The 6,166-nt window shown below is 74.8% G+C and carries 5 protein-coding genes; 4 read left to right on the forward strand and 1 reads right to left on the reverse strand.

Translation table 11 applies throughout. The features are described from left to right. Nucleotides 1–3: 3 nt before the first annotated feature. Entirely contained in the window at nt 4–333 is a 330-nt protein-coding gene (locus ACIBCT_RS17105) for a PadR family transcriptional regulator (RefSeq protein ID WP_399189429.1), read from the reverse strand. 166 nt (nt 334–499) lie between these two features. On the opposite strand from ACIBCT_RS17105, the gene ACIBCT_RS17110 reads away from it, so the two are divergent. The 4 genes from ACIBCT_RS17110 to cydC are packed head-to-tail and all read left to right on the forward strand — an operon-like array spanning nt 500 to nt 5,974. Then, a complete protein-coding gene (locus ACIBCT_RS17110; RefSeq protein ID WP_399189431.1) occupies nt 500–1,684 on the forward strand; it encodes a cytochrome ubiquinol oxidase subunit I in 1,185 nt (394 codons plus the stop codon). Nucleotides 1,685–1,695: 11 nt separating this feature from the next. Further along, nucleotides 1,696–2,463 (forward strand): cytochrome d ubiquinol oxidase subunit II, encoded by a 768-nt coding sequence (locus tag ACIBCT_RS17115; protein ID WP_399189433.1) that lies wholly within the window; start codon nt 1,696–1,698, stop codon nt 2,461–2,463. 17 nt (nt 2,464–2,480) lie between these two features. Further along, on the forward strand, nt 2,481–4,274 hold the full coding sequence (gene cydD, locus ACIBCT_RS17120; protein ID WP_399189435.1) for a thiol reductant ABC exporter subunit CydD: 1,794 nt from the start codon (nt 2,481–2,483) through the stop codon (nt 4,272–4,274). Continuing rightward, a complete protein-coding gene (cydC, locus tag ACIBCT_RS17125; RefSeq protein ID WP_399189437.1) occupies nt 4,271–5,974 on the forward strand; it encodes a thiol reductant ABC exporter subunit CydC in 1,704 nt (567 codons plus the stop codon). Before cydD ends, cydC begins: the two co-directional genes overlap by 4 nt. Nucleotides 5,975–6,166: the final 192 nt, after the last annotated feature.

Consider the following 6,166-nt stretch of genomic DNA (forward strand, 5'->3'; position numbering starts at 1 on the left):
GCGTCAGCGGGCGGTACGGGGCTCCAGGACGCTGCCGATGGCCCCGGTGAACTCGCGCCAGGCCGAGCGTTCCCCGGCCAGGGCGGTGCGGCCCGCGGAGGTCAGCCGGTAGGTGCGCCGCTTGCGCCCGCCCACGGTGGCCCACTCGCCGGTCAGATATCCCGCCTGCTCCAGCCGCCGCAGCGCCGGGTAGACGGTGCCGGTCGGCACGTTCAGCGCGCCCCCGCTCCGCGCCTGGAGCGCCTCGATGATCGCGTAACCGTGCAGCGGCTCCTGCTCCAGCACGGAGAGCAGCAGGGCGTCCATGTGGCCGCGGAGCGCGTCGGCGTTCATACGAGCCCCTCTTCCCACCGGCCGGCCCGCGGGCCGTCGTTCCCACCGGTTCGCGCGCTTCGATCACTCACCTGATCAGCCTACCTCTCGTATAGACACTCTACATGTAGCTCGCCTACATGTAGAGTGTCTATACGTAGGCAGACATGACATTGGAGGTGAGATCGTGGACGTGCTCGACCTGGCCCGGACGCAGTTCGCCGTGACGGGGAGTCTTCACTTCCTGTTCGTCGTCCTGACGCTGGGCCTGGCCCCCCTGATCGCGATCATGCACACCCGCTACGCCGTCACCGGCAGGCCCGACCACGAGCGCGCGACCCGTTTCTGGGGTCAGCTCTACGTGATCAACTACGCGCTCGGCATCTTCACCGGGCTGGTGATGGAGTTCCAGTTCGGCCTGAACTGGAGCGGCCTCTCGCACTACGCGGGAGACGTCTTCGGGGCGCCGCTCGCGATCGAGACGCTCGGCGCCTTCTTCCTGGAGTCCACCTTCCTGGGCCTGTGGATCTTCGGCTGGCACCGGTTGCCCACCTGGCTGCACGTGGGGTGCATCTGGGTGGTGACGCTGACCGCCTACGCCTCCGCCCTGTGGATCATGATGGCCAACTCGTTCCTGCAGAACCCGGCCGGTGCCGTGCTGCGGGACGGGCACCTGGTGCTGACCGACCCCGGCGCGCTGCTCGCCAACCCGGCCCTGACCATGGCGCTGCCGCACGTGCTGGGCGCGGGCCTGTGGGCCGGCGGCTTCGTGATCATGGGGGCCAGCGCGTACCAGCTGTTCCGGCGGACCTCCGAGCGGGAGTTCTTCACCGGATCGCTCCGCACCGGCGTGGTCGTCGCGCTGGTCGGCTCGCTGATCACGGTCGGTTTCGGGTACGCCCAGTTCGGCGCGATCTCGGTTTTCCAGCCGGGCAAGTTCGACGACGGAGGGGTCGCCGGGCTGGGCCTGGGACTCATGATCCTCATCGGCCAGCCGCTCCAGCTCGTCATCCTGTTCGTGCTGACGCCGCTGGTGTACTGGCTGCCCCGCTGGCGCTGGATGCAGCCCGTGCTGATGGCGATCACCCCGCTGCCCTTCGCCGCGGCGATCCTCGGCTGGCTGGCCCGTGAGAACGGCCGGCAGCCCTGGATGATCAACGGCAGGCTGACCGTGGCCGACGCCATGTCCCCGGGGCTCACCCCCGCCATGGTGATCGGCTCGTTCGTCGCCTTCACCGGCGTGCTCCTCCTGCTCGCGATCGTCGACTACGTGCTGATCGCCCGTACCGTCCGGCGCGGACCCGCCGCCGTCACCCTGGGCGAACCGGCCCCGGCCGACCCCCACGAGCGCGCGCACGCGCTCAGCCACTAGGAGGAGAGACCGTGGACATCCTCTGGCTCTGTGTCTTCGCCGTCCTGCTGGTCGGCTACTTCGCCCTCGAGGGCCCCGACATCGGGGCGGGCATGCTGCTCCTCTTCCTCGGGAGGACCCCGCGGGACCGGGACGAGATCGTCGCCGCCATGGCGCCGTTCGTGCTGGCGGGCGAGGTCTGGCTGGTCGCCGTGGCGGGCGTGCTGTTCGGCGCCTTCCCCGCGGCCGAGGGGGAGGTGCTGTTCGGCCTGTACCCGCTGGTGGTCTCCCTTCTGGTGTCGTGGATCGTCCGCGACGCCGGGCTCTGGTTCCGGCGCCGCGCCGACGGGAGCGCGTGGCGCGAGGGCTGGACCGCGGCCGTCTGCGCGGGCTCCTGGGGGCTCGCCCTGAGCTGGGGCATGGCCCTGGTCGCGATGGCCCGCGGCCTGGACGAACCGGTGATCGCCCTGCCCGGCCTGGCGGGCGGGCTGGTGCTGGCCGCCCTGCTCGCCTTCCACGGCTGGACGTTCCTGTCCTGGCGGCTGCCGGGCCGGATGACCGGTGCCCGGCGGAGCGGGTGGGCGCTGCTGGCCTCCGGTGCCGCCGCCGCCGCGCCCGCCGCGGTGCTGCTGGCCGCGTTCGCCCCCTGGCTGCTGGAGCGTACGGCGTCGGCCGGGGCGCTGGGTGTGTTGAGTGTCATCATCCTGCCCTTCGCACCGGTCATGGTGGGTGCGCAAGTATGGACATGGCGGACGTTCGGTCCCCGACGGGCCGCCGATCGGGTTCCGTCGTTCTTCTGAGATCTTCTAAGGTCGACATGCACAAGGATCTGGTACGGCTGGCCGTGGGCGAGCGGGCGGTCCGTCTCCATCTGGTGGTCTGCCTGGCCGCCGCCGTCCTGGCCGGGCTGCTCGTCCTGGTCCAGGCCGAACTGCTGGCCGGGGTGCTGTCCGGGCGGTTCACGACCTCCGCCCTGATCCTGCTGGCGGTCGTCGTCGGCGTCCGGGCGCTGCTCGCCCTGACGCAGGGCGCCGCCGCAGGACGGATGGCCACGGGCGTGAAGTCGGCCCTGCGGCACCGCCTGCTGGCGCGGCTGCAGGAGCTCGGCCCGGTCCGGCCGGCCTCCCAGCGGTCGGGAGAGCTGGTGACGCTGACCGGCCGCGGCCTGGACGCCCTCGACCCCTACCTGTCGGGGTACCTGCCCGCGGTGGCGGTCGCGGGCGTCGTGCCGGTGGCGGTGCTCGTCCGGCTGTTCGCCGCGGACCTGCCCAGCGCACTGATCGTGCTGGTCACGCTGCCGCTCATCCCGATCTTCGGGGCGCTGGTCGGGATGCACACCAGGGCCGTGACCGAGCGGCAGTGGAGGGCCCTGTCCCGGCTGGGCGGGCACTTCCTGGACGTGGTCCGCGGCCTTCCCACGCTGCGCGCCTTCGGCAGGGCCCGCTACCAGGCCGAGGTGATCCAGCGGGTCTCCGAGGCCCACCGGAGCGCGACGATGCGCACGCTCCGGGTCGCGTTCCTGTCCTCGCTGGTGCTGGAGCTGGCCGCGTCGCTCTCCCTGGCCCTGGTCGCCGTCCCGGTGGGCCTGCGGTTGCTGTCCGGCTCGCTGGACCTGTCGACCGCGCTGCTGGTCCTGCTGCTGGCGCCGGAGGCGTACCTGCCGCTGCGCACCATGGGCGGCCGGTTCCACGCCGCCATGGAGGGGGTCGCCGCCGCCGACGAGGCGTTCGCCGTCCTGGACGGCCCGGCGACGCCGGGACGTCGGACGGAGACGGGACGCAGGACGGAGCCGGGACGTCGGACCGGGCCGGAGAGGGGCACGGCCCCGGAGATCCGGCTGGAGCACGTCACGGTGCGTTACCCGGACCGGCCGGAGGCGGCCCTGGAGGACGTCTCGCTGGTGATCGCGCCCGGTGAGCGGGTGGCGCTGGTGGGCGAGAGCGGCGCGGGCAAGAGCACCCTGCTGCACCTGCTGCTCGGCTTCGTCACCCCGTCCGAGGGGCGGGTGCTGGTGGACGGCGCCGAGATCGGCGACCAGGACTCCTGGCGCGCCCGGCTGGCCTTCGTCCCCCAGCGGCCCCACCTGTTCGCCGCCTCGGTGGCCGAGAACATCGCGCTCGGCGCCCCGGCCGTGACGATCGACGAGGTCAGGGCCGCCGCTCGGGCCGCCCAGGCCGACGGGTTCGTCACGGCGCTTCCGGAGGGCTACGACACCGTGGTCGGCGAGCGGGGGGCGAACCTCTCGGCCGGGCAGCGGCAGCGGGTGGCCCTCGCCCGCGCGTTCTGCCGCCCCGAGGCCGGGCTGCTCCTGCTGGACGAGCCGACCGCGCGGCTGGACGGCCGCAGCGAGAGCGCGGTCGTGAGCGCGACCCGTGACCTGGCCGAGGGCCGGACCGCCGTGATCGTCGCCCACCGGCCCGCGATGATCGAGCTGGCCGACCGGGTGATCCGCATCGCCGACGGCCGGGTGGTCGCCACCGAGAGCCCCGTCGTCGAGAGCCCCGTCGAGAGCCCCACCGTCGAGGACCCCGCGGCCGGAGGACGGGCCGCCCGGGAACCGGTGGACGGCAGACCCCCGGCCGGGACGCGCGGGGGGAGGTCCTCGTCATGATCGATCTCATCCGGACCGCGACGGGCCGGGGCGGGCGGTCCCTTCTGGCCGCGGCGGCGGGAGCGGCGGCCGAGCTGGCCGGGCTGGGCCTGATCGGGTCGGCGGCGTGGCTGATCACCAGGGCCGCCGAGCAGCCCCCGCTGGCGGCGCTGAGCGTGGCGATCGTCGGGGTCAGGGCGTTCGCCACCACCCGGGGCGTCTTCCGGTACGGCGAGCGGCTGGCCGGGCACGACGTGGCGCTACGGGCCCAGGCCACGACCAGGGAGCGGCTCTACCGGGCGCTCATCCCCGCGGGATCGGCGGACCGCCGGGGCGCCGACCTGCTCAGCCGGATGGTCGACGACACCGACGCCGTACAGGACCTGCTCGTACGATGCCTGCTTCCGGCCGCCGCGGCGCTGGTCACCGGCGTGGCCGCGGTGACGATCGGGTTCTTCCTGCTCCCGGCCGCCGCGCTGGTGCTGCTGGCCGGGCTGCTGGTGGCCGGGGTGCTGATCCCGGCGGGCACGGCCGCCGCCGCGCGGCGCTGGTCGGCGCGGATCGCCCCGGCGCGGGCCGACCTGGCCGCCCGGGTCGCCGATCTGGTGCACGGCGCGCCCGACCTGGCCGCCTACGGGGCCGAGGGACGGGCCCTGGCCGCCGCCGGCGAGGCCGACGCCCGGCTGGCCGGGCTGGAGCGCCGGCAGGCGCGGGCGAACGCCGTGGCCTCGGCCCTCGGCGTGCTCGTCCAGGGCCTGACCGTGGCCGCGATCGTGCTGACCGCCCAGGGCGCGGGGGCGGGTTCCGTGGTCACCGCGGTCCTCGCGCTGACCGCGCTGGTCTCCTTCGAGCCGGTGCTGCCGATGGCGGCGGCCGGGGAGCGGCTGAGCGGGGTGCTCGCCGCCCTGCGCCGGTTGCGGGAGGTCGGCACGGCGCCGGTCGCGGTGGCCGAGCCGGACGTTCCGGCCGAGGTGCCCCCCGGGCCGGTGACCGTCGAGGTGGGGGACCTGGTGGTCCGGCACGAGGGCGGTCGGGCCCCGGCCCTGAACGGGGTCGGCCTGACCCTCACCCCCGGCAGGCGGGTCGCCCTGGTCGGCCCCAGCGGCGCCGGCAAGAGCACCCTGCTGTCCGCCCTGATGCGCCTGGTCGAACCCGAGTCGGGCACGATCCGGGTGAACGGGGTGGACGTCCGCGAGCTGTCCGGCGACGACGTCCGGCGGGTGATGACCGGCCTGACCCAGGACCCGTACGTGTTCCAGACGTCGGTGCGCGACAACCTGCGGCTGGCGGGCCCGGAGGCGGACGAGGCCGAGCTGGCCGAGGCCGTACGGCGGGCCCGCCTGGACCGGTGGGTGGAGCGGACCGGCTGGGACACCGTGCTCGGCGAGGACGGGCGGACGCTCTCCGGGGGCCAGCTCCAGCGCCTGGCACTGGCCAGGGCACTGCTGCACGATCCTCCCGTGCTGCTGCTGGACGAGCCGGCCGAGGCCCTGGACGAGACGACGGCGGACGCGCTCATGGCCGACCTGCTGGACGCCACCCACGGCCGTACGACGCTGCTGGTCACCCACCGGCTGCGCGGGCTGGAGTCGATGGACGAGATCGTCGTGCTGGAGAACGGGTCGGTGGTGCAGCGGGGCACGCACGAGGAGCTGGTCTCCTCCCCCGGCTACTACCGCGACCTGTGGCGGTCGGAGGCGCTGACCACCGGGAGGCGCTGACCGCCGCTACGGCGGGGGGGGGGGGGGGGGGGGGGGGGGGGGGGGGGGGGGGCCCCCCCCGGGCCCCCCCCCCCCGGGGGGGGGGGGGGCGCCCCCCCGGGGGGGGCCCCCCCCCCCCCCCCCCCCCCCCCCCCCCCCGCCTCCGGGCGCCCTGCACCCCCGTTGACGGTGATCAGAGCCGCGCCTAGCCTC

It is taken from the genome of Streptosporangium sp. NPDC050855 (genome assembly GCF_044456585.1).
Classification (GTDB): domain Bacteria; phylum Actinomycetota; class Actinomycetes; order Streptosporangiales; family Streptosporangiaceae; genus Streptosporangium; species Streptosporangium longisporum.